General features: G+C 68.4%; 29 protein-coding genes. 25 read left to right on the top strand and 4 right to left on the bottom strand.

The annotated features are described in order from the left end of the window. Positions 1-12 precede the first annotated feature (12 nt). The 3 genes from ABE454_RS07830 to ABE454_RS07820 are packed head-to-tail and all read left to right on the top strand — an operon-like array spanning position 13 to position 2,449. A complete protein-coding gene (locus ABE454_RS07830; protein ID WP_346530695.1) occupies positions 13-573 on the top strand; it encodes a DUF1285 domain-containing protein in 561 nt (186 codons plus the stop codon). Continuing rightward, positions 570-1,244 carry a CoA pyrophosphatase gene (locus tag ABE454_RS07825; protein ID WP_346530694.1) on the top strand — a complete coding sequence of 225 codons (675 nt, stop codon included), beginning with the start codon at positions 570-572 and terminating at the stop codon, positions 1,242-1,244. The genes ABE454_RS07830 and ABE454_RS07825 overlap by 4 nt, the downstream gene beginning before the upstream one ends. Continuing rightward, complete coding sequence (locus ABE454_RS07820) at positions 1,241-2,449, top strand: CCA tRNA nucleotidyltransferase (RefSeq protein ID WP_346530693.1); 1,209 nt, start codon at positions 1,241-1,243, stop codon at positions 2,447-2,449. Before ABE454_RS07825 ends, ABE454_RS07820 begins: the two co-directional genes overlap by 4 nt. Here ABE454_RS07820 and ABE454_RS07815 read toward each other — a convergent pair. Next, positions 2,430-3,377 (bottom strand): endonuclease/exonuclease/phosphatase family protein, encoded by a 948-nt coding sequence (locus tag ABE454_RS07815; RefSeq protein WP_346530692.1) that lies wholly within the window; start codon positions 3,375-3,377, stop codon positions 2,430-2,432. The two genes, ABE454_RS07820 and ABE454_RS07815, sit on opposite strands and share 20 nt — an antisense overlap. Before the next feature lie 227 nt (positions 3,378-3,604). On the opposite strand from ABE454_RS07815, the gene ABE454_RS07810 reads away from it, so the two are divergent. The 16 genes from ABE454_RS07810 to ABE454_RS07735 all read left to right on the top strand — a co-directional run bounded on the left by ABE454_RS07810 (position 3,605) and on the right by ABE454_RS07735 (position 15,865). After that, positions 3,605-5,092 (top strand): DUF2793 domain-containing protein, encoded by a 1,488-nt coding sequence (locus tag ABE454_RS07810; RefSeq protein ID WP_346530690.1) that lies wholly within the window; start codon positions 3,605-3,607, stop codon positions 5,090-5,092. Between the two features lie 5 nt (positions 5,093-5,097). Next, on the top strand, positions 5,098-5,283 hold the full coding sequence (locus ABE454_RS07805) for a hypothetical protein (protein ID WP_346530689.1): 186 nt from the start codon (positions 5,098-5,100) through the stop codon (positions 5,281-5,283). Beyond that, the gene (locus tag ABE454_RS07800) at positions 5,280-5,552 is read left to right on the top strand and encodes a hypothetical protein (protein WP_346530688.1); all 273 of its coding nucleotides are present in this window, start codon (positions 5,280-5,282) and stop codon (positions 5,550-5,552) included. The genes ABE454_RS07805 and ABE454_RS07800 overlap by 4 nt, the downstream gene beginning before the upstream one ends. Then, positions 5,549-5,932 carry a M15 family metallopeptidase gene (locus tag ABE454_RS07795; protein WP_346530686.1) on the top strand — a complete coding sequence of 128 codons (384 nt, stop codon included), beginning with the start codon at positions 5,549-5,551 and terminating at the stop codon, positions 5,930-5,932. The genes ABE454_RS07800 and ABE454_RS07795 overlap by 4 nt, the downstream gene beginning before the upstream one ends. Beyond that, a complete protein-coding gene (locus ABE454_RS07790; RefSeq protein ID WP_346530685.1) occupies positions 5,929-6,351 on the top strand; it encodes a hypothetical protein in 423 nt (140 codons plus the stop codon). Before ABE454_RS07795 ends, ABE454_RS07790 begins: the two co-directional genes overlap by 4 nt. Then, entirely contained in the window at positions 6,284-6,541 is a 258-nt protein-coding gene (locus tag ABE454_RS07785; protein WP_346530683.1) for a hypothetical protein, read from the top strand. Before ABE454_RS07790 ends, ABE454_RS07785 begins: the two co-directional genes overlap by 68 nt. A 231-nt stretch (positions 6,542-6,772) precedes the next feature. Continuing rightward, entirely contained in the window at positions 6,773-7,543 is a 771-nt protein-coding gene (locus tag ABE454_RS07780) for a flagellin (protein WP_346530682.1), read from the top strand. Positions 7,544-7,637: 94 nt separating this feature from the next. Then, entirely contained in the window at positions 7,638-7,919 is a 282-nt protein-coding gene (locus ABE454_RS07775) for a hypothetical protein (RefSeq protein ID WP_346530680.1), read from the top strand. Positions 7,920-8,054: 135 nt separating this feature from the next. Next, on the top strand, positions 8,055-8,879 hold the full coding sequence (locus ABE454_RS07770) for a flagellin (protein WP_346530679.1): 825 nt from the start codon (positions 8,055-8,057) through the stop codon (positions 8,877-8,879). 258 nt (positions 8,880-9,137) lie between these two features. Next, positions 9,138-11,849, top strand: a complete 2,712-nt coding sequence (locus tag ABE454_RS07765) for a transcriptional regulator (RefSeq protein ID WP_346530678.1) — start codon at positions 9,138-9,140, stop codon at positions 11,847-11,849. Positions 11,850-11,928: 79 nt separating this feature from the next. Then, positions 11,929-12,597, top strand: coding sequence for a hypothetical protein (locus ABE454_RS07760; protein WP_346530676.1), 669 nt, complete (start codon positions 11,929-11,931; stop codon positions 12,595-12,597). A gap of 5 nt (positions 12,598-12,602) precedes the next feature. Beyond that, entirely contained in the window at positions 12,603-13,022 is a 420-nt protein-coding gene (locus ABE454_RS07755) for a hypothetical protein (RefSeq protein ID WP_346530675.1), read from the top strand. A gap of 88 nt (positions 13,023-13,110) precedes the next feature. Then, a complete protein-coding gene (gene ssb / locus ABE454_RS07750) occupies positions 13,111-13,617 on the top strand; it encodes a single-stranded DNA-binding protein (RefSeq protein WP_346530673.1) in 507 nt (168 codons plus the stop codon). 22 nt (positions 13,618-13,639) lie between these two features. Beyond that, positions 13,640-14,089, top strand: coding sequence for a thiol-disulfide oxidoreductase DCC family protein (locus ABE454_RS07745; protein WP_346530672.1), 450 nt, complete (start codon positions 13,640-13,642; stop codon positions 14,087-14,089). Positions 14,090-14,096: 7 nt separating this feature from the next. Continuing rightward, positions 14,097-15,398, top strand: coding sequence for an SDR family oxidoreductase (locus ABE454_RS07740; RefSeq protein ID WP_346530670.1), 1,302 nt, complete (start codon positions 14,097-14,099; stop codon positions 15,396-15,398). Next, the gene (locus ABE454_RS07735; RefSeq protein ID WP_346530669.1) at positions 15,362-15,865 is read left to right on the top strand and encodes a DUF2269 family protein; all 504 of its coding nucleotides are present in this window, start codon (positions 15,362-15,364) and stop codon (positions 15,863-15,865) included. Before ABE454_RS07740 ends, ABE454_RS07735 begins: the two co-directional genes overlap by 37 nt. Here ABE454_RS07735 and ABE454_RS07730 read toward each other — a convergent pair. Beyond that, on the bottom strand, positions 15,862-16,428 hold the full coding sequence (locus tag ABE454_RS07730) for a nucleoside 2-deoxyribosyltransferase domain-containing protein (protein WP_346530667.1): 567 nt from the start codon (positions 16,426-16,428) through the stop codon (positions 15,862-15,864). The genes ABE454_RS07735 and ABE454_RS07730 overlap by 4 nt on opposite strands. Before the next feature lie 190 nt (positions 16,429-16,618). Here ABE454_RS07730 and ABE454_RS07725 point away from each other — a divergent pair, with 190 nt between their 5' ends. Then, a complete protein-coding gene (locus ABE454_RS07725; protein ID WP_346530666.1) occupies positions 16,619-17,527 on the top strand; it encodes a DMT family transporter in 909 nt (302 codons plus the stop codon). Positions 17,528-17,533: 6 nt separating this feature from the next. Here the strand turns inward: ABE454_RS07725 and ABE454_RS07720 are convergent, their stop codons facing one another. Further along, on the bottom strand, positions 17,534-18,157 hold the full coding sequence (locus tag ABE454_RS07720; RefSeq protein ID WP_346530664.1) for a superoxide dismutase family protein: 624 nt from the start codon (positions 18,155-18,157) through the stop codon (positions 17,534-17,536). 155 nt (positions 18,158-18,312) lie between these two features. Here ABE454_RS07720 and gyrA point away from each other — a divergent pair, with 155 nt between their 5' ends. From gyrA to ABE454_RS07695, 5 genes are read left to right on the top strand one after another with little or no spacing between them, the layout of a single operon-like run. After that, a complete protein-coding gene (gene gyrA / locus ABE454_RS07715) occupies positions 18,313-21,054 on the top strand; it encodes a DNA gyrase subunit A (RefSeq protein WP_346530905.1) in 2,742 nt (913 codons plus the stop codon). A 6-nt stretch (positions 21,055-21,060) separates the two neighbouring features. Continuing rightward, the gene (locus ABE454_RS07710) at positions 21,061-21,864 is read left to right on the top strand and encodes an aminotransferase class IV (RefSeq protein ID WP_346530663.1); all 804 of its coding nucleotides are present in this window, start codon (positions 21,061-21,063) and stop codon (positions 21,862-21,864) included. Between the two features lie 54 nt (positions 21,865-21,918). Further along, the gene (coaD, locus tag ABE454_RS07705; protein WP_346530661.1) at positions 21,919-22,404 is read left to right on the top strand and encodes a pantetheine-phosphate adenylyltransferase; all 486 of its coding nucleotides are present in this window, start codon (positions 21,919-21,921) and stop codon (positions 22,402-22,404) included. 8 nt (positions 22,405-22,412) lie between these two features. After that, positions 22,413-23,252, top strand: a complete 840-nt coding sequence (locus ABE454_RS07700; RefSeq protein WP_346530660.1) for a peptidylprolyl isomerase — start codon at positions 22,413-22,415, stop codon at positions 23,250-23,252. Between the two features lie 31 nt (positions 23,253-23,283). Then, positions 23,284-24,159: a peptidylprolyl isomerase gene (locus tag ABE454_RS07695; RefSeq protein ID WP_346530658.1), complete on the top strand. Its 876-nt coding sequence runs from the start codon at positions 23,284-23,286 to the stop codon at positions 24,157-24,159. A 45-nt stretch (positions 24,160-24,204) separates the two neighbouring features. Here ABE454_RS07695 and ABE454_RS07690 read toward each other — a convergent pair whose 3' ends face one another. Further along, entirely contained in the window at positions 24,205-25,308 is a 1,104-nt protein-coding gene (locus ABE454_RS07690) for a Ppx/GppA phosphatase family protein (RefSeq protein WP_346530657.1), read from the bottom strand. Between the last annotated feature and the right edge of the window lie 95 nt (positions 25,309-25,403).

Raw genomic sequence — 25,403 nt, 5'->3', positions numbered from 1 at the left:
CATAGTTTGAATATGACGAACCCACCGACATCCTCGGGTCTGACAGGCGTGGCCGAGGCTGCCCGTCAGGCGCCGGGCCGGGGGCTGCCTCCCGTTCATCTGTGGCATCCAGACCATTGCGGCGAGATCGACATCCTGATCCGCGCCGACGGCGTGTGGATGCATGAAGGCTCGCCCATCGGGCGGGCCGAACTGGTGCGGCTGTTCTCGACGGTGCTGAGGAAGGACCCGGACGGCTATCATCTGGTCACGCCGGTCGAGAAGCTGAAGATCGCGGTCGAAGACCTGCCGTTCCGCGCCGTGGCGGTGCGCGAAGAGGATGAGGCGCTGGTCTTCACCACGGATCAGGGCGACGAGGCCGCCGCCGGTCCCGACCACGCCATCATCGTCGAGACGGATGCGGCGACCGGCGAGCCTGCGCCTCGCGTCCATGTGCGGGGCGATCTGTGGGCGCGGATCGCGCGGCCGGTCTTCTATGAACTGGTGGAGCGGGCGCAGGAGGCCAAGGGGCGGCTGGCGGTGGTTTCGGGCGGGGTGATGTTTCCGCTGGGACCGGAAGGGGCGGGGCTTTGACCTGTTCCGGCCTGAAGGCGCGGCTGCAACAGAGGCTGGACCCGGTGTCGGCGTGGTCGCCGCAGCGTGTGGCTGTGCGGTCCGACTATGACCTGAACCCCGATTTCAGTCGCCCGAAGGTCAAGCTGAGGCCCGCGGCGGTGCTGATTCCTATTATAGCGCGTGAGGATGGGCCCAGCGTCCTGCTGACGCGGCGATCTGACAGTTTGGCCAGCCATACGGGGCAGATCGCCTTTGCGGGCGGACGGCTTGATCCCGGCGAGACGGCGCTGGACGCCGCCCTGCGCGAGGCGTGGGAAGAGATCGCGCTGGACCCCGCCGTGGTCGAACCGCTGGGGCTGGGCGATCCCTATGAGACGGGCACCGGCTTTCTGGTGACGCCGGTGGTGGGCTGGCTGACGGCGCCGCCCGATGTCACCCCGTCGCCCGCCGAGGTGGCCGAGGTGTTCGAGGCGCCGTGGGACTTCCTGATGGACCCGGTGAACCATCGCCGCGACTATTATGATCAGGAGAACGGCCCGCGCCGCTGGTTCTGGGCCATGCCCTATCGCGAGCGCTACATCTGGGGCGTGACGGCGGGCATTCTGAAGGGGCTGTTCAACCGGCTCTATGGCGAGGAAGCCGCGCCGCATCAGGCCGCCGAGGCCGACGCGACCGAGAGCGTGGAATGAGCCGCGTCCTATCAGGGCAGGAATGGCTGACGGCCAGCGCGACGCAGGCGGTTATGGCCGCGCTGGCGGCGGCGGGCGGGACGGACTGCGCCCGTTTCGTGGGCGGATGTGTGCGCAACGCCGTGCTGGGCGCGCCGATCGACGATGTGGACATCGCCACCGTCTTGACGCCCGAGGCGGTGGTGAAGGCGCTGAAGGCGGCGGGCCTGAAGAGCGTGCCGACCGGCATGGAGCACGGCACGGTGACGGCCATCTCAGAGCGTCAGCCGTTCGAGATCACCACCCTGCGGCGGGATGTGTCGACCGACGGGCGCCGCGCCACGGTCGCCTTCACCGACGACTGGGCCGAGGATGCGGCGCGGCGGGATTTCAGGCTGAACGCCCTCTATGCCGATGCGGACGGGTTGATCCTCGACCCGACAGGTGCGGGGTATGAGGATGCTCTGGCTGGGCGGATCGTCTTCGTCGGCGAGCCGGAACAGCGCATCCGCGAGGACTATCTGCGCATCCTGCGCTTCTATCGCTTCTTCGCCTGGTATGGACGTGGCGCGCCGGATGCGGCGGCGGTGGAAGCCTGCGCGGCCCTGGCCGAGGGCGTGAAGCAACTGTCGGCAGAACGGGTGTCGAAGGAACTGCTCAAGCTGCTGGGCGCGCCTGATCCGCGCGCGGCTGTGCGGCTGATGGATCAGGCGGGCGTTTTGGGGCGGCTGGCGCCGCCGCCGGAAAGCCTGACGCTGTTCGAGGCGATGGTTGAGGTCAGTGCTGACCCGGTGCTGCGTCTGTCGGCCCTGTTGCCGGATGACGCGGAGGCTGCGCGTGCTGCGGCGCTGAAGCTGCGACTGTCGAACGCCCAGCGGGACCGGCTGGTCGAGGCGGTCGCCAATAGGATCGACCCGGACATGAGCGACGCCGAGGCGCGCGCCGTCCTCTGGCGCGCCGGGCGTCAGGCGGTGGAGGATCGGCTTTATCGCGCGTGGGCGGCGAGCGCGGACGCCGGAGCGGTGCGGCGTCTATTGGCGTTGGCGGCGGACTGGACGCCGCCGAAGCTGCCGGTGGGGGGCAGGGATCTGGCGCGGCTGGGCTTACAGCCGGGGCCGCAGACGGGGCGGCTGCTCAAGGCGTTCGAACAGAGCTGGATCGCCGACGACTTCCCCGACCACGGGCACGAGGCGCGTCTGAAGGCCCTTATGGCTCGGCCCGGCTGAGGCGCACGATCACCGGGCGGTGGTCCGAACCCGTCTTCTGGCCCAGCCGTCTCTCGACTAGCGCCAGATCGGGCGAGCGCCAGACGTGGTCGATGGTGATGCCGAGGAAGGCGGGCAGAGCCGAGGGCCAGGTGCCCGGCCATGCGGGGGCGGGGATCAGGCGGGTTTCGTTCTTGATCTGACGGCCGATGCGGCCGCTGGAGACGCTGTTGAAGTCGCCCGCGACGACGACCGGGCCTTCCAGTCCGGCGCGTAGTCCGGCGAGGCGCTGCGCTTGACTGATCTGGCCGTAGGGGTGCTGGAAGGGCCAGGGCCGCGTCATGTGGACGGCGATCAGGTTGACCGGCCCCAGCGGCGTCTCGGCCTGTGCGACCAGTGCGGCCAGACCCTGACCATCGGCGTCGCGCACGCGATGCAGCGGCAGGCGCGAGGCGATCACAGAGCGGGCGGCGCCGCTGGGTCGGTCCTTGCGCGGGGTGGCGACGCGATGCGGATAGCCGCTCAGGATGGCGTCCAGTTGCGCGGCGGGGGCGTCGCCCAGTTCGATCAGCATGACCACATCGGCGTCGGCCTGTTCGATGGAGCGGGCGATGGCCGCCACGTCTTTGTTCCGCGCCCATAGATTGGCGACGTAGACGGTCAGAGTTTCCGGCTCGGCCGGGCGGCCTCGATCCGGCGTCCATTGCGGCCAGACGGCCAGAAGCAGCAGCCCCGCCACGCCCGCGCCCAGCGCCGCCATGTCCCACAGGCGCAACAGCAGAAAGAGGCCGCACAGCACGACCGTCGCGATCAGGGCGGGCGCGGTGAACTGGGTCAACAGGTCGGGCAGGCGGTGGCCGATACGGCTGAGCGCCGAGACGGCGACGAGGCCGGGCGGCGCCAGCAGGGCGAGCGCGGCCAGACGCATCAGGGCCTGTGTCAGGGTCATGCTGCGACCTTTGAGGGAAAGCGGGCGGAAGGCGTCGGTTAGCGCGTCGGCGCGGGGCCTGTCGAGCGTGGCGTCATGCGCGCAGATGCGCGGGCGGGGCGGGGGTCGATAGCGCGTCTGACGCCGCCAATCCCTGAAAATTCCCGGTTTTGGCGCAGGCGGGGGCTGATCGGCGCGCCGGGGTGCGGAGGCTGAGCAGACTGCGGTTTCAACCTTTGGAGACCGCCATGAGCGATGACGCCAGCGCGCGGCTGGGCCTGCCTTATCTGGCGGCCGGACAGCTGCAGAAACATGTGACCCTGAACGAGGCCCTGACCCGTCTGGACGCCCTGATCCAGACGGCGGTGGTCAGCCGCACGACGAGCGACCAGCCCGCCGATCCGGTTGAAGGCGCGCTCTACATCCTGCCGGAGGCAGCGACGGGCGCGGACTGGGCGACGCATGCGGGGGGCAGTCTGTTGCGGCATGAGCGGGGCGGCTGGGTCGTGGTCCCAGCGCCGGACGGTCTGCTGGCTGTGGTGCTGGATAGCGAGGAGATACTGGTCCGACGCGAAGGCGTCTGGACGCCCCTGTCCTTCGGCCTGCCTGAAGAGATTCAGCAGATCACCCGTCTGGGCGTGAATACGACGGCGGATGCGATGAACGTCGTCGCCGTGCGGGCCAACAAGGCGCTGTGGACCGCGCTGGAAAGCGAGAGCGGCGGCGACGGCGACCTGCGCTTCACCTTCAACAAACAGGGGGCGGGCGATGTCCTGTCCCTGCTGTTCCAGAGCGGCTGGGGCGGGCGGGCCGAACTGGGGCTGGTCGGCGACGACGACCTGCGACTGAAGGTCAGCCCCGACGGCGGCGCCTGGCATGAGGCGCTGCGGATCGACCGCAACACCGGCCGCGCATGGTTCGGTCAGGGCGCGACACGGCGCGAGACGACGGTGCTGACAGCCTCTGGAAGCTGGACGCCGCCGCTGTGGGCGCGCTGGATCGAGGTGGTCTGCGTGGGCGGCGGCGGAGGCGGCGGCGCGGGGGGCATAGGCGCGTCCGGAACCGTTCGACACGGCGGCGGGGGCGGCGGCGCTGGCGGCGTCATGACAATGCGTTGCTCGGCTGAAAGCTTGCTCGCCGGGTTGGCTGTTACGGTCGGGGCGGGCGGCGCCGGGGGCGTCGGCGCAGGCGCTGCGGGCGCTCAAGGTGAAACCAGTATCATCCGACTGGGCGGCGTCGCCTTGCTGACAGGAGAAGGCGGTCAAGGCGGGGCGGGCGGCTCAACGGCGTCAGGCCTCGGCGGTACGGGCGGCGGGGGCCTGCCGCCCGCCAATGCTGGAGGCGCGTCGGCGACCTCGGCGCAGGCGGCGTCAGGACAGGCGGCGGCACGCCCGGATGGGCCGGGCGGCGGCGGCGGCGGCGGCGGGATCAATGCGACCAATAACGCCCAGCATGGCGGCTCCGGAGGCGACGGCGCAATGTTGATGTCGAGGGCGTTGGGCGGACTGGGCGGAGCGACGGCGGGGGCTTCGGGACAGATGGCTCCACGCCCGACCTTGCACTGGGCGGGCGGCGGCGGAGCCGGGGGCGGTGCAAACGCTTCGACCAGCGGTCATGCAGGCGGCGCTGGCGGTCTTTACGGCGGTGGAGGCGGCGGCGGCGGAGGCGGCCGCAACGCGGGCGGATCGGGCGGCGCAGGCGCGGCCGGCGTGGTCTGGCTGACGGCGGTGGGGTGAGCGCCATGATCCGACGCCTGCACCGCATCATCGACGCTGAGGACGCCCTGTCGTTCGGCGATCCCGAACCGCTGCTGGACGAGGAGGCCTGGGCCGCGCCCGAGCGTCTGTCGGCCGACGACTGTTTCGACCAACTGGGCAGCGACTGGCGTAGCAGCGCCGCGCCCCATGATCCGGAGGATGAACGATGACCCCTCAACCTGAGAACAGGCCGGGCGGCGCGTCCGTCGAACTGGCCGAGGGGCGCTGGCTGTGGCGACGCCTGTATGTCTATGCCGCCAGTCTGGCCTTGTGGCTGCTGTTGCGACTGGCGGTGACGCGGGCTGCGGCGACGGATCTGCCGCGCATCGCCGAGGGGCTGATGGGGCTGATCGCCCTGATGCTGCTGCTGTATCTGGTGGCGCCCAGCGCCCAGCAGATTGTCAATCTGGCGCGGCTGCGCGCGGGCGGTAAGGCATGAGCTTCCGTCTGTCGCAACGCTCGCGAGAGCGGCTGAAGGGCGTCCATCCCGATCTGGTCGCCGTGGTCGAGGCGGCGATCCTGCTGACGCCGGTGGACTTCATGATCACGGAGGGGCTGCGCACGCCTGCGCGTCAGGCGGGGCTGGTGCGGGCCGGGGCCAGCCGGACGCTGAACTCGCGCCATCTGACGGGGCATGCGGTGGATGTCGCCGCCTGGGTCGATGGCGGCGTGCGCTGGGACTGGCCGCTGTATCCGCGCATCGCCGGGGCCTTCAAGGCAGCGGCGGCCGCCGCAGGAATTCCGCTGATCTGGGGCGGAGACTGGCCGCGCCTGCGCGACGGGCCGCACTTCGAACTGGACCGGAGGGCCTATCCATGACGGGGCGATATCTGCGCGTGCTGACGCCGTGGGGCTGGCTGGCGACGGCGGTCGTGGCGGTTGCGGCGCTGTGGCTTCTGGGGCGGGGGCTGGGTCTGCGCTGGGATCCGTTCCAGCTTCAGACGCGGCGGCTGGAGGCGGCCGAACAGCGCCTGAACCGGGCTGAAGCTGAGGCGGACGCCCGCGCACTGGAGGCCGCCGCGCGCGCCCGACAGGTCGAGAGCCTCGACGCCTTTCACCGCAATGCACAGGCCGTGACGGCCGCGACCGTCGCGGCCGAAACCCGAGCGAGAACTGCCGATGACGCCGACACGCCCCTTGATCCTGATCGCGCTGGTCGTCTGCGGGAGCATGACCGCGAACTGTGCCGTCTCGCGCCCGCCGTCGCCGGTTGCGCCGCCCCGGCTGGTTCTGACTGAGGCGGCGACGCGGCCGTGCGAACTGACCGTTCTGCCGGACCATCCGACAGCGGCGGATCTGGAGGCGTCCTATGTGCGGCGCGGCGCCCAGTTGGCGATGTGCGACGCCGCCCGGCGTCTGGCGGTGGAAACCCTGGAGGCTGAACGCCTCCTGATCGACGACTGGCTGAGGGCGCGCAGGCCGCGCTAGGCGAATATTGCCGGGCGACCCGGCAGAATTTGCCTGATTTGGCGGTCTGGCGGCAGGTTGTGCCGGGCGTGCGGCTATGGTTTCCAGAATCTAACGGTGAAAAAACAAGCTGTTGTCTGTCGAGGCGGCGGTTGGCCTCCTGGCCCGTGTCTTGCAGCTGAGGTTCCCGAGCAGAAAGCTCCCGGCAGCCAAAATGGCGTCGGACATCGTCGAAGACAAAGGACAGCCAAAATGGCTAACAGCATCAACACGAACGCTGGCGCTATCGTTGCGCTTCAAAACCTGAACGCGACTAACCGTTCGCTGGCCACCACGCAAAACCGCGTGAACACCGGCCTGAACGTCGCCACCGCCAAGGACAATGGCGCCATCTTCGCCATCGCCACCAACCAGCGCGCTGACATGGGCGCCCTGGACGCCGTCAAGCAATCGCAACAACGCGGCCAGTCGATGGTCGATGTGGCGCTCGCCGCCGGCGACACCATTGTGGCTGCTCTGACGGAAATGAAGAAGCTGGCCGTCGCCATGGAAGGCGGCGCTGCGGGTGAAGCATCCTATGATGCCTATAAGGCCGACTATGACGCCCTGCAGACCGAAATCACCAGCGCTCTGGCTGACGCCAAGTTCGACGGCAAGAACCTGTTCACCGAAGAAGTCGAGGTCATCACCAACGCTTCGGGCGGCACCTATAAGGTCGGCTTTGCAACGGCGGTGACGGTTGCGCCTGCGACGGCTGACGCCGCTGGCGTCGACGCTGCTATCAAGGCCTTTACGGCTGACCTGGCGACCCTGGGCACCCAGTCCAAGTCGCTGGAGCGTCAGATCACCTTCACCTCGAAGATGCAGGACGCCCTGGAAGTCGGTATCGGCAACCTGGTGGACGCTGACCTGGCCAAGGAAAGCGCCCGTCTGACGGCTCTGCAAACCAAGCAGCAGCTGGGCATTCAGGCCCTGTCGATCGCGAACCAGTCCAGCAACGTTCTGCTGGGTCTGTTCCGCTAATCCGATGCGGTTCGGGAAGGGGCGGGCCGAGAGGTTCGCCCCTTTTCACGCATTGTTTGACACGGGAGGCGCGGCGGGCTCGCGTTAGAGGGAAATGGCGGACAATGTCACAGGCGTATCCAGCGTAACCTGGCTGAACCGCGAAGCGCAGGGCGCGGCGGTCGAACCGGTCCAGGCTGTAAAGATAGACCAGGCCTCGACCGATGATGCAGGCCGTTATCGTCTGACGATCGAGCGTGAAGCGACGGGCTATGTCTATAAGACCCTTGATCGCGTGACGGGCGAAGTCATCCGCCAGTTCCCACGCGAAGACGTGCTGAAGCTGCGCCGCAGCCCGGCCTATGACGCCGGAAAGATCATCAAGACCCAGGTCTGATTTTGGTCCCGTGGACGACATGACGCCCCTCGGCAGCTCCGGGCGGCGTTAACAGGCGTTGCGACAGCGTTAACCATACGCTCAGGAATCACGGTCATTAATCCTCGCCAGAATCGGATCTGAGGCGAGAAAGCCATGACCAACAGCGTAATCACCAATGCGTCGGCGCTGATCGCGCTTCAGAACCTGAACGCCACCAACTCCAAGCTGGCGTCGACACAGAGCCGGGTGAACACAGGGCTGAAGGTGCAGGGCGCCCGCGACAACGCCGCCACCTGGGCCATCGCCCAGAACCAGCGGGCGGATATGAGTGCGCTGGAATCGGTCAAGACCAGCCTGAACCGTGCGACCTCGGTCGCCGATGTGGCGCTGGCGGCTGGGCAGCAGATTTCCGACATCCTGGTTGAGCTGCGCCAGAAGGCGACGGCGGCGGCTGACCCGTCGGCGTCTACAGCGACCCGCAAGGCCTATGACGACGAGTTCCAGAGCCTGCTGAAGTCGCTGCAGTCGTTTGCCGACAACGCCACTTTCGATGGCGAGAACATTCTCAACGCCGCTTCGACGACGCCGCTGGACTTCCTGGCCAATGCGGACGCCACCGAAACGATCACCATGAACCGTCAGGATCTGACGCTGACCGGGCTGAGCCTGACCGGCCTTGATCTGACGGACGAAACAAATGCCAAGGCGGCGCTGACGGCGGTTGAAACCGCTCTGACCGACGCCAACGCCAAGCTGGCCGAACTGGGCGCCCAGTCCAAGCAGATCGAGAAGCACACCCTGTTCGTCACCAAGCTGATGGACTCGCTGGAGGTCGGCGTCGGCAATCTGGTGGATGCGGACATGGCGCGGGAAAGCGCTCGCCTGCAGGCCCTGCAGGTGCAGCAGCAGTTGGGCGCGCAGGCCCTGTCGATCGCCAACCAGGCGCCGAACATCATCCTGTCGCTGTTCAAGGGCTGATGAGGCGTCAGCCCGGCGGCTGACCCATCGGGGGGTGGCCGATCCGGCGGTGTGACAGACCGCTCGTTCGATGACGGGGCGGTCGTGGGACCAGCCCGTAGAGGCTGATCAACTGCATCAGTATCCAGCGCACGCGTGACATGAAACGTCTCACCTTCGGCTGTGATGAGGCGGAAACGGCAGGATCGGGCTGCTGTTCCTGACGGCTGTTAAACAGTTCGTTACAGCGATGGGCGAAGCTGACGGGCGGAGGTTTGCGTGGCGGCGATCAACAACAGCTATCTGCTCGGTCTTTTCGGCGCCGGAAACGGCATGGGCGCCCTGCCGTCGGCGACGCCTGCGCCCAAGCCCAAGACCCAGCCGACCGCGCCCTGGACCCTGACGGGCAAGGAGAAGCCCAGCCAGTCCGACCTGCTGCGTTCGGCCTTGAGCGGGCGCAAATTCGTCAATGAGGACAATGCGGTTCTGGACGTCAAAGGCGCGTCGTCCGGCGATTACCGCAAGATTTTCGCCCTCTATCAGGGGCTGACCATGCTGGAGGCGTTGACGTCGCGCGCGGGCGAGCGTGGCGTGACGCGGCTGGAGACGGAACAGCTCAATCGGCGTTTTTCTGCGGGCGTGGCGGAGTTGACGAGCTTTCTGGCCTCGGCCCAGTTCGAGGGCGTGCGGGTCGTGCAGGGGGTGTCGGCTTCGCAGACCCAGTCCAGCGCGGCGGTGGCGCGCGACAATCAGAAATATCTGACCGGCCCGATCCATGACGGCGCCCTGACCGATGAAGTGGCCGCTTTTCAGGGCGACGTGCGTTTCGGCGTCAAGGTGAAGACGACGGCGGGCGTGCGCACCGTCGACATTGATCTGGCCGAGATGGGCGCCGCGCCGCGCACGATGGAAAACGTGCTGCAGCACATCAACGGCAAGCTGGAGGCGGCGAGCGTTTCGACCCGCATCAACCGCCAGATGATCGAGGCCGAACCGCGCACGGTGAAGGCGGGCGACAAGACCATCACCCTGCCTGCGGGGCCGACGCGCTGGGGCCTGACGGTCAGCGGCGATTCGCTGGAGACGGTCAGCTTCGTCCCGGCCGAGGCGCGCGATTCCGTGCAGGTGGTGCAGGGCGTCGGGACCAAGGGCGGCCATGAGGTGCTGAAGTTCGACCCCGACGGCAATCCCGTGGCGGGTTCGGGCGAGGGCTTCTGGGTCGAGGGGCGCAGCGGCGCCTTCACTCTGCCCGAAGGGGTCGAGACGGTGCGCGCCAGCGCCGCCGGGCCGGACGGCTCAATGTGGATCGTGGCCGACGTCAGCGCGGGTTCCGCGACCCAGCCGATCAAGGGACAGGCCGACGTCGTCCTGATGAAGCTGGATTCGGCGGGGCATGTGGTGGTCAGCCGGGCGCTGGGCGCCGCATCGACGGCCAGCGGCTACGCCCTTGCGGTGGACGCCGACGGACGGGTGGCGGTGGCCGGGTCCGTGGTGGGCGCACTGGTTCCGGGCGAGAGCGGGTCTTCGGCCACGACGGCGGACAGCTTCGTCACCGTGTTTGACGCCGAGGGCCGTGAACAGTGGACCCAGAGGCGCGGGGCCAAGGCCGAGGACGAGGCGACGGCCGTCTCCTTCGGCGCCGACGGGCGGGTCTATGTGGCGGGCCGGGCCAGATCGGCCATGCCGGGCGCCGTCGCCGTGGGTGGCTGGGACGGCTATGTTCAGGCCTTCAGCGAGAGCCAGATTCACAGTCTGGCGCCGGTCAAGGCGACGGCGACGGGCGCGGCGCAGTTCGGCACTGCGGGCGATGACAATGTTCAGGCCATGACTGTCGACGGCGACAATCTCTATACGGCCGGGGTCGAGAACGGCGCCTTTGTGCTGCGTCACTTCCGCATCGGGCCGACCGGGGCGCCGGAACTGCTGTCGGTGCGTGATCTGGGCGCGTCGCAGGGCGGCGAGATCGCCGGGCTGGCGGTGGCCGACGGGCGGCTGATCGTCTCGGGCGCGACGCGCAATGCGGGCCTGAACGCCGGACAGGTCGCCAACGCCCATGCCGGGGGCGTGGACGCCTTTGTGGCCGTGTTGTCGACCGATCTGGCCGCCTCGGGCGCGGATCGCCTGACCTATTACGGCGGGGAGGGCGACGACAGCGCCGCCGACGTCAAGGTGCATGACGGCAAGGTCTGGCTGACCGGCGTATCGGACCGCCCGATCGGGGCGAAGAAGGAAGACCCATCGCGCGGCTATCTGGCGCGGCTGGACGTGCAGACCGGTCAGGTCGAATGGAGCCAGACATGGACGGCGGCCGAGGGGCAGGCTGTCCCGCTGGCCCTGACCGTCTCATCGGGCGGCGCCAGCGTGCTGGACCGTCTGGGCCTGCCGCAGGGCGAGATCAGCCAGAGCGATTCCAAGGCTCTGGTGGACGCCACGGCCTTGCGCGCGGGCGACCGCTTCTATGTGCAGAACCCGACGACGGGGCGCCAGACGGCCGTCACAATCGAGGCGAAGGACACGCTGCAGTCGCTGGCGCGCAAGATCGAACTGGCGTCCGGCCGTCATCTGAAGGTTACGCTGAAGACGGACCGCGACTATCTGACCGGACTGGACGGCGACACCCGCCTGACCGGCGGCGGGATCCAGCGGCTGTCGATCACCAGCGCCGACGGCCGCGCGGGCGCCGTGCTGATCCCGGGCGAAGCGGGGCGGGACGCGCTGGCGGGGCTGGGCCTGACGCCGGGCTTCATCGGTAAGACGGCGGACAAGAAGAAGACCTTCGGCGTGGACCTGTCGCCGCTGCTCAATCTGTCGACGGCGGAATCGGTGAGCAAGTCCAAGGATCAGGTGCAACTGGCCATCAAGGCGATGCGCGACGCCTATCGCGCCCTGTCGCCCGAAGCGTCCAAGCCCGCCGTCACCGGCAAGGCGCCCGCCTATCTGCAGACGCAACTGGCCAACTATCAGGCGGCGCTGGCGCGACTCACAGGCTAGGAGCCGGTGAACGGCGCTTTCGGTTGACGGCTGTAGGGCTGACGGGGTTAGTGGGGCCTTCTTCAGTATCGAGAGCGGCATGGCCCTTTCCAAAGACAATCGTATGGTCCTGATCGTCGGCGCCGGCCTGGCCGTCGTCGGCGCCGTGGCGGCCGCCCTGGTGTTCAGCGGGGGACGCGACAAACCGACCGAGGCGCCCCCGGCGTCCAAGGGCGGTCTGACCATCGACGTGGCCGAGGCGCCGACGCTGGAGCCGACGCGCGAACTGCGCTGCTTCGTTGACGGACAGTTCGTCGGCCTGGCCACCCTGGCCGACTGCGCCAAGCGTAACGGCGTGGCGACCAGCGCCCTGGATGTGGGGCTGGATTCCACCGGCTCGCTGGTGGCGGCGCCGACGGCCTCGTTCGCGCCCCCGCCCGAGGCGCCGGTCGTGACCATGGCCGAGGCGCCCGCCGCCGGTCAGGCCGGGGCCGATGCAGGCGCGCGGCCTGCGCCTGCGGCGTCGGGCACGGCCTGCCTGCGCCACACCGGCTCCGAATGGCGTCAGGTGTCGGGCGACATGAGCCTGGGGGCCTGTGTTCAGGCGCTCTATTCCGGAACCTGCGTCAGCCCGGGCGACGCCCAGTATGGCCGCTGGGGCGATACGACGCTGCGTCTGGTGCCGCGTCGGGTGGAGCAGTCCACCGACAACAGCCGCTTCCGCACCCTGGCCCAGCAGGACCGCAACTGTCAGTTCCCGGAGCTGTGACGACGATGCGTTTTCTGATGGCTGCGACGGGGCTGGCGCTGGGCGCGATGGCGCTGTCTTCCTGCGGCGAGGCGCAGGACAAGGCGCCGCGGGATCAGGGCGTCTGCTATCATGTCGGCAAGATCGTCGACGGCAAGCCGCACCTGAACGTGGTCGCCCGCGACCAGCCGCAGATCGAGTTCTGCGCCGCGCGGCTTGAGGAAATGCGCCTGAACTTCCTGCGCATGGGCGGCAGCAAGACCGAAGTGACCGGCGCCTATCAGGGCCAGTACATCTTCATTGACCGCGCGGGCGTGCGGTTCAGCAAGACCCTGACGGGCCAGCGATTCTTCGCCTTGGCGCGCACGGGCGACGGCCGTCTGGCCATTCCGGGCGCCATCCAGCGCCGGATCGACGGCAGCCCGGTGGCCGTGGCGCCCAACTGATCCACCCTCCATAGGGTGAACAAAACTGGAACATTTCGTCTGTTTCGACTAAGGAGCAGGCGACAGGACGAATAAAAGGACATCGGTCATGGCGGGCAGCGTCAACAAGGTCATTCTGGTCGGCAATCTGGGTCGCGACCCGGAAATCCGTTCGCTGAACAACGGCGACCGCGTCGCCAACCTGCGCATCGCCACCTCGGAGACGTGGCGCGACAAGGCCACCGGCGAGCGCAAGGAAAAGACCGAGTGGCACTCGGTCGTCATCTTCAACGACAACATCGTCAAGGTGGCCGAGAACTATCTGAAGAAGGGCTCGACCGTTTACGTCGAAGGTTCGCTGCAGACCCGCAAATGGACCGACCAGCAGGGCGTCGAGAAATACACGACCGAGATCGTCATCCAGCGCTTCAACGGCCAGCTGACCATGCTGGGCGGCCGCGGCGACAGCCAGGGCGGCGGCGGTGATCGCGGCGGCTACGGCGGCGGTGGCGGCGGTCGCGACGACGACTATTCCTCGGGCTTCTCGACTGGCGGCGCCAACAAGCCTTCGGGGCCCAAGGAAAGCTACGACCTGAACGACGACATTCCGTTCTAGGCCCGACGCGAAAGGGCGCGGCGTGGGGCAGGGGGCCTACAGTTATCGCGATGATCCGGCCGTGCCGTCCTTTCCGGACGACCGGCTGCTGGTCCTGTTCGACGGCGACTGCGCCCTGTGCTCCCATTCCGCCCGCACCCTGTTGAAGCATGGGTCCCGGTTTCGTCTGGCGCCGACACAGTCCGAGCTGGGGCGGGCCTTGCTGCGGCACTACGGCCTGTCGCCGGATGACCCTTCGACCATGCTGGTGATCGAGGACGGGCGCGCCATCGGCCGCTCGGACGGGGTGCTGCATCTGGCGGCGTCCCTGCCGTTTCCCTATCGACTGGCGACAGCGGCGCGGCTGATCCCCCGACCGGTGCGGGACGTGGTCTATGCCTGCGTCGCGCGGCATCGGCGGCGTTTTCCCGGTCAGGCCTGGTGCGCCATGCCGCCCGAAGGCGTGGACATGTCGGATCGGGTTCTGGGATGAGGTCATTATGAGCAGGCGTGTTCTGGTCCTGGGGGCCAACGGCTTCATCGGCTCGCATCTGGCGGCGGCCCTGTCGGTCGCGGGCTGGACAGTGCGAGCCGGGGCGCGGCGGCCCGCTGAAGCCGCGCGGCGCGCGCCTGCCTTCGACTGGATCAGGGCCGATTTCGCCGATCTGACGACGTCTGAAGCCTGGGCGCCGCTGCTGGACGGCGTCGACGCCGTGGTGAACTGTGTCGGGGTGTTGCAGGACGGTGCGGGCGACAGCACGGCGCTTGCCCATGTCGAGGGGCCGCGCGCCCTCATTCAGGCTTGCGAGCAGGCGGGCGTGCGTCGCCTGATCCATATTTCCGCCGTGGGCGCCGATGATGCGGCGGGCACGGCCTATGCCCGCACCAAGGCTGAGACGGAACGGCTGGTCCGCGCCGCCGCTCTGGACTGGCTGATCCTGCGCCCGTCGCTGGTGGTGGACCGGGCGGCCTTCGGTGGGACCGGCCTGATCCGGGCGCTGGCGGCCTTTCCCCTGTTCAGCCCGGTGGTTGGCGGAGATCAGGTTTTCCGTCCCATCGCCCTGTCCGATCTGGGCGAGGTGGTCGTGGCGGCGTTGAAGCCGGGTGCGCCAGTGCATGAGACATTCGACATGCCGGGGCCGGAAGCGGTCAGCATGATCGAGACGGTGCGGCTTTATCGCGGGTGGCTGGGCCTTTCGCCCGCGCCGGTGGTGCGCGTTCCGCGTGTTCTGGCTGGGCCTGCGCTGATGATCGGCGACGTGTTGGGACGACTGGGCTGGTCGTCGCCCATCCGCAGCACGGCGATCCGCCAGATGGATCACGACGTGTCCGGCGTCGACAGCGGCTGGGCCGAGCGGTTGGGCGTCCGCGCGCGCGGCTTCCGTCGCTTTCTGGCCGAAACGCCAGCCTCGGTTCAGGACGTCTGGCACGCGCGGCTGTGGTTCGTGCGGCCGGTCTCCATCCTGACACTGGGCCTGTTCTGGCTGATCACCGGCCTGATCAGCTTCGGCCCGGGCTGGAACGGGGCGGTCTCCATTCTGCATGAAGGCGGTTTCGGCCGCTGGGCGGGGCCGATCGCATGGTGGGGCGCGTTGCTGGACGTGGTGCTGGGGCTGGCGCTGTTCGTGCGGCCGTGGACGGCGCGCGTGGCGATCCTGATGTGTGTGGCCACGGTCAGCTATCTGATCGCCGGTACGCTCAGCCTGCCGCACTACTGGATCGACCCGCTGGGGCCGTGGCTCAAGGTGCTGCCGATGATGGCCCTGTGCCTGTTCGTGGCGGCGACGGACGCGAGGCGCTGATGCTGTATCTGACCCTGAAGATCATCCACATCCTCTCGGGGGCAGTGCTGTTCGGCACGGGGGCGGGCATCGCCTTCTTCATGCTGCGCGCCCACATGAGCCGCGACGTCGCGACGATTGCGGCGGTCGGCAGAATCGTCGTGCTGGCTGACTTCGTCTTCACCGCCAGCGCCGTGGTGGTTCAGCCGATCAGCGGACTGGGCCTGATCCATCTGCAGGGATACGCCCTGACCGAGCCGTGGCTGCTGGCGGCCTATGCGCTTTATGTGCTGATCGGCGTCTGCTGGCTGCCGGTGGTGTGGATGCAGATGAAGATGGCGCGTCTGGCTCAGACGGCTGCGGATACGGGCGAGGCGTTGCCCGCCGCCTATTATCGCCTGTTCCGGGGCTGGTTCATCCTGGGCTGGCCCGCCTTTGCAGGCGTGATCGGCATCTATTGGCTGATGGTGGCCAAGCCGGTCTTCTAACGCGCGAAGCGGCCCTTCTCGGCGGCTTCGGTCAGGGACTGGCGGACGGCGGCGGTCAGTTCGTCCATCGTCTGCACCTGACGTACGCCATAGGCGCGGGCGGTGATGTCGATGTTGCCCTTGCGCCAGAAGCCGTCGGGGGCCAGCACGATCAGCTTTCCGCCGCGCGCGTGCAGGCCCATTTCCAGCAGGCTGATCGGGCTCTGCGTGCCGGGCGCGAAATACATGACGATGACGTCGGCGCTTTCCAGCGCGGCCAGCTCCCATTCGACCTGCCGCAGGAACTCAGGCTCGTCCGCCTCGGGGCGCCAGGCGGGGTTCCAGTCGGGGCGGCGGGGGTTCAGCACGGTCACGTCCATGTCGGACAGGGCCTGCGTCAGCGCCGCCTGCCAGTCGGGCGCGCCGCCCATGTCGATGCTGCCGCCCAGGAAGACGCGCGGCCGGGCGTCGTCGATCGGCAGAGGTTGAGGCGAGACGACGACCGTTGGCTGGGCCATCGCGGGCGCAGCGGCGATGCAGGCGGTCAGGATGGCGAGGGCGGACAGCAGGGCAGGGGTCTTCATGGCGGCCTCTATAACCCGTTCGTCGCGGCGTGGTTAGCGTGCCCGCCGGGGGCGCGACCCGGGCGTGTGGAGCGGTCCCGGATAACGGCTGCGCCGTTTCCGGGATGACGGAGGGCGCGCATGGATGGGGGTAACCTGCGGTCATGCTTCGTGAGAGGCGAAACGTCGCGCCTTGTGGCAAGCATGGAGTGTGTCCAGCTCCTCTTCCTCCCCGCACGCGCTGACGCCGCTTGAGATCGCCGCCATCGTGGCCGTTCTGGTCATCTGGGGGGTGAACAACGCCGCCGCCAAGATCGCCACCGAGGCCCTGCCGCCGTTGATGACCGGGGCGCTGCGCTTCGCCATCGCCGCCGCCTGTCTGGTGTGGTTCGTGCGCCCGCCGTTTCCGAACTGGAAGAGCCTGCTGATCATCGCCGTGGTGGGCGGGCCGGTTCATTATGGCCTGATCTATCTGGCCTTCTGGCTGGCCAATGACGTCAGCCCGGTGACGGTGTCGACCCAGTTGTGGATTCCGCTGACGTCGCTGTTCGCCTTCCTGTTGCTGGGCGAGCGGATATCAAGAATGGCGACGGTCGGACTGGTGATCGCCTTCCTCGGCGTCGCGTGGATGACGCTGGACCCGCACGCGCTGAAGGACTGGAAGGCCATTCTGGTCGGGGCGCTGGGCGCATCGGCATGGGCGCTGACGACGGTGATCGCGCGCCGCACCACCTCGATCCCGCCGCTGAAGATGCAGGGGCTGCTGGCGCTGATGGCCTTTCCGGTGCTGACCATGGGTTCGGCCCTGTTCGAGACGGGCCAGTGGGAGGCGGCCAGGGCTGCGCCGCCGCTGGTGTGGGGCACGCTGTTCTGGGCGGGGCTGGTGTCGTCGGTGTTCGCCACCAGCCTGATGTTCTGGCTGGTCCAACGGCGCGAGGCCGGGCGGGTGACGCCCTATCTGCTGGGCTCGCCGCTGGTGTCGATCATGATCGGCGGCCTGTTCATGGGCGATGTGCTGACGCCCCAGATCATGACCGGGGTCGCGATCGCCCTGCTGGGCGTCATCACCGTGGCCCTGGGGGAGCGCGGCCTGCGCGCCGGCGCTCCCGCCAAGGTTTGAGGGTGCTTACGGCGCCTTGATGACGGCGCAGGCTACGCGGTCGCCCGCGCCGCCGATCGGCTGGCTGGAATGGTCGTCGGCGTTGGCGTGGATCACCAGGGCCGAGCCGTCGTCGTCCAGCAGCCACTGGCCCGGACCCTTGTCGGCCAGGCGGGCGCGGGTGGTGAAGACCTCGGCGTTCACGGCGCCGCGGGCGTCGGCGAAAACGTTGGGCAGGTCGCCGTCATCGGGGCCTTCGGCGTTCAGCAGGCCGTGCGGCTGTTTCGGGTCGCCGTGGTTGATGTGGGCGCCGGCCGAGGTGAAGGGCGCCTCGCAATGGCCCGTGGCGTGGAAATGGATGCCGTGCCAGCCGGGCGTCAGGCCGGTGGCCTCGACCTTGATCAGCAGGCCGGTGGCGCCTTGTGTCAGGGTCGCCTTGCCGATGTCGGCGCCCTGTCCGTTGACGATGGAGACCTGAGAGGTCTGGCCCGGCGTCGCGCGCTCGGCCGGGGCGGCGGCGTTGTGAGCGGCGTTGTGGGCGGCGTCCGGGGCGGCGGCGTGTTCGGCGGGTTGCTGGCTGCAGGCGGCGCTCGCCATCAGCAGCGCGGCGGACAGGCCGGAGAGGATCAGAGGCGAAGAGATCGGGCGCATGGCTTTCTTCCTTTGACGACAGGGGGATTTCAGCGGCGTTTCTTTGCCACCACGGCCCCCGGATGCTAGAAACCGGAACAGCGGATCACGTTCCGATTCCGGCCATTTAAAGCCTGATTTCCTTGACCGACGACAGTTATCAAAACGCCGCCCCCATGGCGCCGGGCGATATTTCGACCATCACCATCGAGGATGAGCTGAAGCGCTCCTACCTCGACTACGCCATGAGCGTGATCGTCAGCCGGGCCCTGCCGGACGCGCGCGACGGTCTGAAGCCGGTGCATCGTCGCATCCTGTATTCGATGCACGACCTGAACATGACGCCCGAGCGCGCCTATTCCAAGTGCGCCCGCGTGGTCGGCGACGTGCTGGGCCGGTTCCACCCGCATGGCGACGCCTCGGTCTATATGGCGCTGGTCCGCATGGCCCAGGACTTCTCCATGGGGCTGATGCTGGTCGACGGTCAGGGCAACTTCGGCTCGGTCGACGGCGATATGCCGGCCTCCATGCGTTACACCGAGGCCAAGATGGCCCCGGCCGCCGTGGCCCTGCTGACCGACATCGAAAAAGACACGGTCGATTTCCAGCCGAACTACGACGAGAAGGAACTTGAGCCTGTCGTCCTGCCGGCGCGGATTCCGAACCTGCTGGTCAACGGCGCGGGCGGCATCGCCGTCGGCATGGCGACCAACATCCCGCCGCACAATCTGCGCGAAGTGATCGACGCCTCGGTCGCCCTGCTGGACGATCCGGACGTGTCGGACGACGCCCTGCTGGACATCGTGCCGGGGCCGGACTTCCCCACGGGCGGCGAGATCATGGGCCGCACGGCGCCGCGCAACGCCCTGCGCGACGGACGCGGCTCGGTCATCGTGCGCGGCAAGGCGTCGATCGAAGAGATCCGCAAGGATCGCGACGCCATCATCATCACCGAACTGCCCTATCAGGTGAACAAGCAGACCCTGATCGAGCGCATCGCCGAAATGGTGCGCGAGAAGCGTCTGGAAGGCATCGCCGACGTTCGCGACGAGTCCGACCGTCTGGGCATGCGCATCGTCATCGAGCTGAAGCGCGACGCTTCGGGCGATGTGATCCTGAACCAGCTGTATCGCTATACGGCGCTGCAATCCTCGTTCGGCGTCAACATGCTGGCGCTGAACCACGGCCGTCCTGAACAGATGGGCCTGCGCGCCCTGCTGCAGATCTTCCTCGACTTCCGCGAGGAAGTGGTGGTCCGCCGGGTCAAGTTCGAACTGGCCAAGGCCCGCGACCGCGGCCACGTCCTGGTCGGTCTGGCCGTCGCCGTCGCCAACATCGACGAGGTGATCCACATCATCCGCAGCTCGGCCGATCCGGCCGAGGCGCGCGAGCGGCTGCAGGCCAAGGCCTGGCCGGTCGGGGACATGATGGCCCTGGTCGAGCTGATCGCCGACCCGCGCACCGTGCTGGTGGAAGGCGACAAGATCCGCCTGACCGACGAACAGGCCCGCGCCATCCTGGCCCTGACGCTGTCGCGTCTGACGGGTCTGGGCCGCGACGACATCTTCGGCGAGGCGCGCACCCTGGCCGACACCATTCAGGGCCATCTGACCATCCTGTCGGACCGCGCCAACGTCCTGGCCATCATCCGCGAAGACCTGCTGCTGGTGAAGGAGCAGTTCGGGGTCGAGCGCCGCACCCTGATCGGCGAGGGCGACGCCGAGATGGAGGACGAAGACCTGATCCCGCGCGAGGACATGGTCGTCACCGTCACCCACACCGGCTACGTCAAGCGCGTGGCGCTGAACGCCTATCGGACCCAGCATCGCGGCGGCAAGGGCCGCAGCGGCATGTCGATGAAGGATGAGGACGTCGTCACCAGCGTCTTCAGCGCCTCGACCCACACGCCGGTCCTGTTCTTCGCCACCAACGGCAAGGCCTATAAGCTGAAGACCTGGCGCCTGCCGCTGGGCAATCCGCAGTCGCGCGGCAAGGCCTTCGTCAACCTGCTGCCGATCGAGCCGGGCGACAGCATCATGAACGTGCTGCCTCTGCCTGAGGATGAGGCGACCTGGGGCGACTACGACATCATGTTCGCCACCCGCTCGGGCGACGTGCGCCGCAACAAGCTCAGCGATTTCGCCACGGTGAACCGCGCGGGCAAGATCGCCATGAAGCTGGAAGACGGCGACGCCATGGTCGGCGTCGGCCTGTGCACGGCCGAGGACGATGTGCTGCTGACGACCGCGCTGGGCCGGGCCATCCGCTTCAAGGCCGACGATGTGCGCGTGTTCAAGGGCCGCGATTCGACCGGCGTGCGGGGCATCCGCCTGCAGGACGGCGACACGGTCATCTCCATGGCCATTCTGGGCCGTGTGGACGCCACGCCGGAAGAACGCGCCGCCTATGTCAAACACGCCAACGCCATGCGTAAGGCGCTGGCCGGGGCTGACGCAGAAGACGAAGGCGTCACGGTCGAGGCGGACGACGAGGATGCGGGCGACGCCGCCCTGTCCGTGGAGCGCATCGCCGAACTGGGCGCGGCCGAGCAGTTCATCCTGACGGTCACGGAAACGGGCTTCGGCAAGCGGTCCTCGGCCTATGAGTATCGCCGCACGGGCCGCGGCGGGCAGGGGCTGACGGCCCACGGTCTGGGCGGTCGCGCAGGCACGCGTCTGGCCGCCGCCTTCCCGGTCGAGGAGACGGACGATCTGATGCTGGTCACCGACGGCGGCCAGATGATCCGCACTCCGGTCGGACAGGTCCGCATCGTCGGCCGCTCCAGCCAGGGCGTGACCATCTTCCGCACCGGCAAGGACGAGAAGGTCGTCTCGGTCGAACGTCTGGCCGATTCCGGCGGCGACGATGAAGACGGCGACGCGGGCGACGCCCCGGCAGTCGAGGGCGGCGAGGGCTGATCCTGAATGGCCGTTGCTCCTGAACTCTGGATCGACGGCCGTCCCGCCGGGATTGAGGACCTGGGTCATCAGGCCCTGATCAACTACGGCGCCCTGACCTCCTTCGGCGTGGAGCAGGGGGGCGTGCGCGGGCTGGACCGGCATCTGGAACGCCTGAAAACCTCGGCGCTCGAACTGTTCGGCGAGGCCGTGGTCGAAGATCGCCTGCGCGATCAGATGCGGGCGGCTCTGGGTAGTCGAACCGAGGCCTGGCTGCGCATCACCCTGTTTTCCCGCGAACTGTCGTTGCGCCAACCGGACTGGATCGGCGCGCCGCAGGTGATGATCAGCGTCTCGCCGCCGCCGTCGCCCCTGCCGCAGGGCCTGCGCCTGCAAAGTCAGACCTATGGGCGTGAGGCGCCGCATCTGAAGCACGTCGCCACGATGGGCCTGCTCCGGGCGCGGCGCATGGCGCGGTTGGCGGGCTATGACGACGCCCTGTTCACGGATGTAGAGGGGCGGATTTCCGAAGGCTCGCTGTGGAATATCGGCTTTATCCAGGGCGATGCGGTGGTCTGGCCGGATGCGCCCATGCTGGACGGCGTGGCGCAGGCCCTGATCCGCGATGCGCTGACCCGCACCGGGTCGCCACAAAGGACCGAGGGCGTCGCCCTGGCCGATCTTTCCCGCTTTGACGGCGCTTTTGTGTGCAACAGCGCCACACCTGCCGCCGAAATCGCAGCCGTCGACAGCCATGTTTTCCCCGGCGCGGCGGGTGCGGTGCAGCAGATCGGCGACCTTTGGCGATCACAGCCGCGTCAGAAAATCTAGGCCGTTCATTTCGCACCTGCTAAACGAACCCAAACGATGGGGAGGCCGCTGGCCATGCGTATCGGACTTTATCCGGGCACCTTCGACCCGGTCACCAACGGCCATCTCGATATCATCGGGCGGGCGGTCAAGCTGGTGGACCGGCTGGTCATCGGCGTGGCCAAGAACGACGACAAGGGCCCGCTGTTCTCGACCGCCGAACGGGTCGAGATGATCAAGGCCGAGGTCGCGCGCTTCAACGCCGACATCGAGGTGCGGCCGTTTTCCAGCCTGCTGATGCACTTTGCAGAGGAACTGGACGCCAGCGTCATCATACGCGGTCTGCGCGCGGTCGCCGATTTCGAGTATGAGTTCCAGATGACGGCGATGAATCAGCGCCTCAACAGCGACATAGAGACGGTGTTTCTGATGGCCGATCCGCGGCATCAGGCGATCGCCTCGCGACTGGTGAAGGAAATCGCCCGGCTGGACGGCCGGATCGACAGCTTCGTCAGCCCCGCGGTCGCCGCGAGCGTGTTGGCCAAGGTCAAGAAGGATTGAGGTCGGGTTTGAAGATCAAGTCTGTGATGGCGCTGGCGGCGGGGCTGACCCTGCTGGCCGGCGGAGCGGTCGCCCAGTCGGGAGACTGGCGCACGGTGTCGCCCGAGAACCTGTGGGTGATCGACACGGCCAAGGGCCGCATCCTTGTGGAGCTGGAGCCGCGCGTGGCGCCGAACCACATCGAGCGCATCCGCACCCTGACCAATCAGGGCTTTTATGACGGGCTGAAGTTCCACCGCGTCATTCCGAACTTCATGGCCCAGACCGGCGACCCCCAGGGCACCGGCGCAGGCGGCAGCGAACTGCCGGACATGAAGGGCGAGTTCACCTTCCGTCGCGGCCGCGACAGCGGCTTCGCCCCGGTCGAGAACAGCGGCGCGGGCCTGCGCGGCATCATGGGCTCCATCCCCATCGTGACCCAGCCTGACGCCCAGATGTTCGTGACGGCGGACTTCAAGACCTCGGCCCAGGGGCTGTTCTGCCCCGGCGTGGCGGGCATGGCGCGCGCCGGTTCGCCCGACAGCGCCAACAGCCAGTTCTTCCTGATGATGGGCCAGAACGACAATCTGAACGGCGGCTACACCGTCTTCGGCCGCGTGGTTCAGGGGCTGGAAGTGCTGAAGACGCTGAAGGCGGGTAATGACGCCAACGACGGCGCCGTCGGCCCCGACGCCGACGCCATGACCCGCGTGCGGCTGGCCTCGGCCATGCCTGAAGGCGAGCGCCCGACGATCAGCGTGGCCAACCCCGGCTCGGCGCCCTTCAACGCCGCCGTCGAGGCCGCGCGCGCTGAAAAGGGCGGGACCTTCAACATCTGCGACGTCCAGCCGCCCGTGCAGGGAGGCTGAGGGCGTCGCTCACGCCGGGGAGGGGCGGGGCATGAGGCACGGACTTCGGATTATCGGCGCAGCCTTTTGGGCGAGCGCCGTCTTCGCTGCATCCGCCGGGGCGCAGACGCCTGCGCCTGACGCCGCCGCGCCCCTGTTCGCAGAGGCGGACTGGCGGGCCGTGGCGCCGGACAATCTGCTGGTCATCGACACCAGCAAGGGCCGCATCCTCGTCGAAATGACGCCCGAGGCGGCGCCGGGACACGTCGATCGCATCCGTCTGCTGGCCAAGGCGGGCTTCTATGACGGGCAGAAGTGGCACCGCGTCATCGACGGCTTCATGGCCCAGACCGGCGATCCTCTGGGCACCGGTGATGGCCAGAGCTGGCACCCGGACCTGAAGGCCGAGTTCACCTTCCGCCGCGACGCGCATACGCCCTTTGCCGCCGTTGCGGAGCCGGCCGGCGCGCGGATCGGCTTCATCCAGTCGCTGCCGGTCCAGACCCAGCCCGACGCCGTGATGGCGACGACGGCGGACGGCAAGGTTCATGCGTGGGGGCTGTATTGTCCCGGCGTCGCGGGCATGGCGCGTGACGATGCGCCCGACAGCGCCAACAGCCAGTTCTTCCTGATGCGCCAGCCCTATCCGGCGCTGGACAAGCGATACACCGTCTGGGGAAGGGGGGTTGCGGGGCTGGACGTCGTGCGCGCCCTGAAGTTCAGCCCCAATCCCGATGGCATCGTCGCCGATCCTGACGTCATGACGCGCGTGCGCGTGGCGGGTGATCTGCCCGAGGCGGAGCGTCCGTCTGTGCGGGTGTTGAGCGCTTCCAGCGCCCCGTTCCGCGATTTGGTCGAGAGGAAGCGCGCGGAAAAGGGCGCGGATTTTTCGGTCTGCGACATCGAATTGCCAGCTGAGGTGAACTGAGCGCGACTTTCTCCCTCCCCGGGACGGGGAGGGAGAAGGTTGTGTCTATTCGCCACCGCCGCCGCCGCGCCTGCGTCGGCGCCGTTTGCGGGGTTTCGGCTGGCGGTCCTCGCGCATCTTCTGCAGCAGCAGGCCCTCGCGCAGGCCGCGGTCGGCCACGCGCACCCGCTCGCACGGCCATGCCCGCTGCACCGCCTCAAGGATCGCGGCGCCCGCCAGCACCAGATCGGCCCGGTCCGGCCCGATGCAGTTTTCCGCCGCCCGCCCGGCGGGGCCAAGCGCGATCAGGCGGTCGGCGGCCTTCTCGCAGTCGCCGCGCGTCATCCACAATCCATCGACCAGATCGCGCTGATAGCGTTTCAGCCCCAGATGGATGCCCGCCAGACTGGTGATGGCGCCTGAAGTGCCGACCATATGGCCGCGCCCGGCGCCGACGCGGGCCAGGAAGTCGGGGCCTTCGGGGCCGCCGACGGCGATGGCGGCCCCGAAGTCGGCGACCATGGCCTCATACCACTCGGGCGGGCTGCCTTCCGGTTCGGGGTGACGTTCGGCCAGACTGACCACGCCCAGCGGCGCCGACATCCACGCCACGGTGTCGAAGCCGCGCGGTCCCTTCATCAGCCAGGACAGTTCGGTCGAGCCGCCGCCCACGTCGATCACCAGCACCGCCTCTGCGCGCGGGTCGAACAGGTTGAGGCAGCCCGCGACCGACAGGGCGGCCTCTTCGGCCGGGTCGATGATCCGCAGCCGCAGGCCGGTGCCGCGCCGCACCCGCTCGACAAAGGTGGGGCCGTTCTCGGCCATGCGGCAGGCCTGGGTGGCGACGGCGCTGAGGCGTTGTGGGTCGACGCCCTTGCGCACGAGACGTTCGGCGCACAGAGCCAGGGCGTCATAGGCCCGGTCCATCGCCCGGTCGTCCAGACGGCCGGTGCGCGACAGGCTCTCGCCCAGACGCACGATGCGGCTGAAGGAATCCACCACGCGAAAGCCGTCGCGCGACGGGCGCGCGATCAGCAGGCGGCAATTATTGGTCCCCAGGTCGAGGGCGCCATAGAGGGGCGCCTCCCGATCGAAAGGCCCGCTGCTGCGGGGCCTTCGAGGCAGGGACCGCGTGTCGCGCCGTCCGGGCGCGCCAGGGGTCTCCGGCATGGGCCGAGTTCTCATGTGGGCGGTCCGAAGCGGCGCCCGTCCGGAACAGGTTAAACCGCACCGGCCTGTTGCGCCAAGCCATCATGTGCGCGGCG

It is taken from the genome of Brevundimonas diminuta (genome assembly GCF_039673845.1).
GTDB lineage: Bacteria > Pseudomonadota > Alphaproteobacteria > Caulobacterales > Caulobacteraceae > Brevundimonas > Brevundimonas diminuta_E.
The sequence above is the reverse complement of the archived record's forward strand: the minus strand, read 5'-3'. Positions and strand labels throughout refer to the sequence as shown.

Excerpts from the sequence above, each read along its gene's own strand:
- ABE454_RS07830 (WP_346530695.1), top strand. The coding sequence starts at position 13 with ATGACGAACCCACCGACATCCTCGGGTCTGACAGGCGTGGCCGAGGCT.
- ABE454_RS07820 (WP_346530693.1), top strand. The coding sequence starts at position 1,241 with ATGAGCCGCGTCCTATCAGGGCAGGAATGGCTGACGGCCAGCGCGACG.
- ABE454_RS07815 (WP_346530692.1), bottom strand. The coding sequence starts at position 3,377 with ATGACCCTGACACAGGCCCTGATGCGTCTGGCCGCGCTCGCCCTGCTG.
- ABE454_RS07810 (WP_346530690.1), top strand. The coding sequence starts at position 3,605 with ATGAGCGATGACGCCAGCGCGCGGCTGGGCCTGCCTTATCTGGCGGCC.
- ABE454_RS07805 (WP_346530689.1), top strand. The coding sequence starts at position 5,098 with ATGATCCGACGCCTGCACCGCATCATCGACGCTGAGGACGCCCTGTCG.
- ABE454_RS07800 (WP_346530688.1), top strand. The coding sequence starts at position 5,280 with ATGACCCCTCAACCTGAGAACAGGCCGGGCGGCGCGTCCGTCGAACTG.
- ABE454_RS07795 (WP_346530686.1), top strand. The coding sequence starts at position 5,549 with ATGAGCTTCCGTCTGTCGCAACGCTCGCGAGAGCGGCTGAAGGGCGTC.
- ABE454_RS07790 (WP_346530685.1), top strand. The coding sequence starts at position 5,929 with ATGACGGGGCGATATCTGCGCGTGCTGACGCCGTGGGGCTGGCTGGCG.
- ABE454_RS07785 (WP_346530683.1), top strand. The coding sequence starts at position 6,284 with ATGACCGCGAACTGTGCCGTCTCGCGCCCGCCGTCGCCGGTTGCGCCG.
- ABE454_RS07780 (WP_346530682.1), top strand. The coding sequence starts at position 6,773 with ATGGCTAACAGCATCAACACGAACGCTGGCGCTATCGTTGCGCTTCAA.
- ABE454_RS07775 (WP_346530680.1), top strand. The coding sequence starts at position 7,638 with ATGGCGGACAATGTCACAGGCGTATCCAGCGTAACCTGGCTGAACCGC.
- ABE454_RS07770 (WP_346530679.1), top strand. The coding sequence starts at position 8,055 with ATGACCAACAGCGTAATCACCAATGCGTCGGCGCTGATCGCGCTTCAG.
- ABE454_RS07760 (WP_346530676.1), top strand. The coding sequence starts at position 11,929 with ATGGCCCTTTCCAAAGACAATCGTATGGTCCTGATCGTCGGCGCCGGC.
- ABE454_RS07755 (WP_346530675.1), top strand. The coding sequence starts at position 12,603 with ATGCGTTTTCTGATGGCTGCGACGGGGCTGGCGCTGGGCGCGATGGCG.
- ssb (WP_346530673.1), top strand. The coding sequence starts at position 13,111 with ATGGCGGGCAGCGTCAACAAGGTCATTCTGGTCGGCAATCTGGGTCGC.
- ABE454_RS07740 (WP_346530670.1), top strand. The coding sequence starts at position 14,097 with ATGAGCAGGCGTGTTCTGGTCCTGGGGGCCAACGGCTTCATCGGCTCG.
- ABE454_RS07730 (WP_346530667.1), bottom strand. The coding sequence starts at position 16,428 with ATGAAGACCCCTGCCCTGCTGTCCGCCCTCGCCATCCTGACCGCCTGC.
- ABE454_RS07720 (WP_346530664.1), bottom strand. The coding sequence starts at position 18,157 with ATGCGCCCGATCTCTTCGCCTCTGATCCTCTCCGGCCTGTCCGCCGCG.
- gyrA (WP_346530905.1), top strand. The coding sequence starts at position 18,313 with ATGGCGCCGGGCGATATTTCGACCATCACCATCGAGGATGAGCTGAAG.
- ABE454_RS07710 (WP_346530663.1), top strand. The coding sequence starts at position 21,061 with ATGGCCGTTGCTCCTGAACTCTGGATCGACGGCCGTCCCGCCGGGATT.
- coaD (WP_346530661.1), top strand. The coding sequence starts at position 21,919 with ATGCGTATCGGACTTTATCCGGGCACCTTCGACCCGGTCACCAACGGC.
- ABE454_RS07695 (WP_346530658.1), top strand. The coding sequence starts at position 23,284 with ATGAGGCACGGACTTCGGATTATCGGCGCAGCCTTTTGGGCGAGCGCC.
- ABE454_RS07690 (WP_346530657.1), bottom strand. The coding sequence starts at position 25,308 with ATGCCGGAGACCCCTGGCGCGCCCGGACGGCGCGACACGCGGTCCCTG.